Origin of the sequence: Christensenella sp., from assembly GCF_034927525.1 — a bacterium.
Taxonomy (GTDB): domain Bacteria; phylum Bacillota; class Clostridia; order Christensenellales; family Christensenellaceae; genus Christensenella.
In genome coordinates this window covers 1-3,428 of the sequence record NZ_JAYFPU010000341.1, presented here as the reverse complement: position 1 = coordinate 3,428, position 3,428 = coordinate 1, and the positions used below count along the sequence as shown (strand labels likewise).

At 51.9% G+C, this 3,428-nt stretch carries 5 protein-coding genes; all 5 read left to right on the top strand.

Annotation, left to right across the window (positions count from 1 at the left end; all coding sequences use genetic code 11):
* A partial coding sequence (locus tag VB081_RS13655; RefSeq protein ID WP_323401329.1) for a hypothetical protein occupies window positions 1-180 on the top strand: 180 nt, incomplete at its 5' end.
* Between the two features lie 113 nt (window positions 181-293).
* Complete coding sequence (mtrB, locus tag VB081_RS13650; protein ID WP_323401328.1) at window positions 294-533, top strand: trp RNA-binding attenuation protein MtrB; 240 nt, start codon at window positions 294-296, stop codon at window positions 531-533.
* A gap of 32 nt (window positions 534-565) precedes the next feature.
* Window positions 566-1,534: a 6-phosphofructokinase gene (gene pfkA / locus VB081_RS13645; RefSeq protein ID WP_323401327.1), complete on the top strand. Its 969-nt coding sequence runs from the start codon at window positions 566-568 to the stop codon at window positions 1,532-1,534.
* A gap of 48 nt (window positions 1,535-1,582) precedes the next feature.
* Window positions 1,583-2,671: an iron-containing alcohol dehydrogenase family protein gene (locus VB081_RS13640; protein ID WP_323401326.1), complete on the top strand. Its 1,089-nt coding sequence runs from the start codon at window positions 1,583-1,585 to the stop codon at window positions 2,669-2,671.
* Window positions 2,649-3,428: HAD-IIA family hydrolase (locus VB081_RS13635; RefSeq protein WP_323401325.1), on the top strand; the 780-nt coding region annotated here is incomplete at its 3' end. The genes VB081_RS13640 and VB081_RS13635, both read left to right, overlap by 23 nt.

Here is a 3,428-nt window from a genome sequence, read left to right as displayed (position 1 = left end):
GACGTGGACGGACTGATGCGCATCATGGCGCGGCACCCGGGCAACAACAGCGTGGTCGTCTATGTGGAAAAGACAGGGCAGAAGTACAAGCTGACAGGCGCGCGCAGCGTCGCCTACCATGCCGATCTGCTCAGCGAGCTGGAGGCCTACCTCGGAAAAGCAAACGTCGTGGTGAAATAATTGTAGGCAAATCCGTCATTTTCACAAATGTTATTGTTTTTTAAGGCGAATTTTGATAGAATGTTATCTGTATTGTGGTTTGGTAAGGCAAATTCTTAGGGAAGGAGCAGGACATGGAACCCGGCGATAAAAATGTGGAAGATTATGTGGTCGTGAAGGCGCTTGAAAATGGCGTCAACGTGATCGGTATGACGCGCGGCAAGGATACACGGCTGCAGCATACGGAAAAGCTCACCTCGGGCGACGTTCTGCTTGCCCAGTTTACAGACAATATCTCAGCGATCAAAATTTCCGGGCGTGCGCGTATTTTGACGAAGCACGGTGAAATTTTTTCAGGCGACGACGAAGTTTAAAGTTTATTTTTATATATTATGGTGGTAGTGTGATGAAAAAAAGAATTGGAATATTGACAAGTGGGGGAGACACGCCGGGCATGAATGCAGGCATTCGTTCCGTGGTTTTGGCGGCGGATGCGGCCGGTTTTTCGGTCATGGGTATCAAAAAAGGATACGCCGGATTGATCGAAGGACGGGTTGAGCGCATCAAGACAGAGGACGTGGACGGCATCGTTGAAAAGGGCGGCACAATCCTAAAGACGGCGCGCTGCGAAGAATTCAAAACGCCCGAAGGCCAGCAAAAGGCCTTGAAGGTCGTCAAAGCGTTCGATATCTCGGGCGTGGTGGTGATCGGCGGAGACGGCTCGTTCCAGGGCGCGAAGGTGCTTTCGCATCTGGGCGTACCGACGATCGGTATCCCCGGAACGATCGACAACGACCTTGCGTACACAGACTTTACGATCGGCTTCGATACGGCGGTCAACGGTGTAACGAGCGAGATGTCCAAGATCCGCGACACGATGAATTCCCATGAGCGTGTAGGTGTGATCGAGGTCATGGGCAACAAGTGCGGCGACATCGCGCTTTATGCGGGTATCGCAGGCGGTGCGGAGCATATCATCATTCCGGAAGTGGAATTTGATATCGACCACATCTGCGAGAAGATCATGAGCGACCGCATCAAAGGCAAGATGACGAGCATCATATTGATCGCGGAAGGCGCGGGCAAGGGCGAAGCAGTTGCAAATTATATGCGCGCGAAAGCAAGCCTCGACGCAAAAGCGATCGTGCTCGGTTATACGCAGCGCGGCGGCACGCCGAGCGCGGCAGACCGTATCCGCGCGACGCAAATGGGCGTACGTGCGGTGCAGCTTCTTTCAAAGGGCATCGGTAACCGTGTCGTCGGGATCCACGACAACAAGACGATCGACGAGGACATTGACGAGGCGCTCGCTAAGGAGCTGGTATTCAAAAAGGACATGTACGATGAATTTTTGATCATGTCTGAAAACCTGTAAGAGGTTTTGAAATTTTGTTATAAATAAGGTATACTGGAAAAGGTCTTAATGATAAGACCTTTTCGTTGTATTTACACATTCAAAAAGAGGGGCGTGAGCGATATCAACACTTTTGCGGTACCGGACGGCGTAAAGATAGGAAGCGGGATATTATATCCCAAATTGAAAGAGTTTTTGAAACCGACTGATAAGGTGATGCTCATTGTCGACAAGACGGTGGACGCACTTTACGGCAGTGAGGTTTATGATAATCTGTCCTCTTATTGTAAGGACATCAAGCGCGAATTTGTACACGCAGGCAGCTTGCGCGAGGCATTGCTGATGGCCTACTACATCGTGAACCGCGATTTTGACGCGGTCATCGCAATGGGCGGCGGCAAGGTGCTCGATGTGGGCAAATATGCGTCCACAATGTCAAAGCGCCCGTTCATCAGCATCCCGACGTCCATGTCGCACGACGGCGTGGCTTCGCCGATGGCGGTTTTAAAATGCGACCATGGTGAAGTACGGACGCTGATGGCGGAAATCCCATCATATATCATCATGGATATGGACATCATCCGCAAGGCGCCGCGACAGATGATCCTTGCAGGGCTGGGAGACCTGATCTCCAATATCACCGCGCTGCGGGACTGGGAGATCGCCGTTGTGGCGGGCAAAGCGAAAATGGACGATTTTGCGCACATTATTTCGGGCACGGCGGTGCGTGCGATCCTGCAATATACGCAGCCGAGTCTTGAGGACACCGCGTTTTTGACGCAGCTGGCGGAATCCATCGTATTGTCAGGGCTTGCCATGAACATCACAGGCGATACGCGCCCGTCAAGCGGGGCAGAGCACCTCATCAGCCACGGCATAGACGCGCTTGGCAAGGGGACGTTCCACGGGCTGCAGGCAGCAATGGCCAGTGTGCTGGTGGAATACCTGCACGGCGGCGACTATGAATTTATCCGCAGCTTCCTGCGGCGTTTTGAAATACCAACAAGTTTTGAGGAACTGGGGCTTACCTATGAAGATTATGTGCAGGCGATGCGCCTTGCGCCCACGACAAGGAAAAACAGATATACGATCTTAAATGAGATATCATTAGACGACGATCATCTGAGGCAGATTTATGATGCGGTTTACGGAGGCTGATGCAGTGAAGGAAGAAAAACGGGGAAAAGTGAACGCCGGTGTGGCGGATTTAGCAGATATCGAATGCTTTGTGCTCGATATGGACGGGACGATCAATCTGGGCGACCGGCTGATCGATGGCGCGAAGGAATATATCGAATGTATGCAGCAAAAAGGCATGCAGTTTTATTTCTTTACCAACAATTCTTCAAAAGCACCGCTCGATTATGTGAAAAAGCTCGAACGCCTCGGGTTTAGCGGAATGACGCGTGAGCATATCATGACGTCCGGCGATGTGATGATCCATTACTTAAAAACACACGGCAATGATCCGCAGGTATACCTTGCGGGAACGCCCGAGTTAGAAGCGCAGTTTCGCGGGGCGGGGATCACACTGTTAGAAGAAGATACGCAAACGGCAGATTTTGCGGTTTTAGGGTTCGATACGACGTTTAACTTTAAGAAGGCGGATGCGTTATGCCGGCTCGTTTCGAGCGGCGTACCGTTCCTTGCGACAAACATCGACAGGGTATGCCCGCTTGACGGCGGGAAATTCTGGCCGGACTGTGCGTCGATGGCAAGCATGATCACGCATGCCACGGGCGTGGAGCCTAAGTTTGTGGGCAAACCGTTCAAGGAAACGGTAGACTATATTTTAAGCAAAACGGGCAAAGCGGCAAGCAAGACCGCAATGGTTGGCGACCGGCTGTATACAGACATCAAAACGGCGAAAAACGGTGGCATCATAGGGATCGCCGTGCTTTCCGGAGAGATCAGC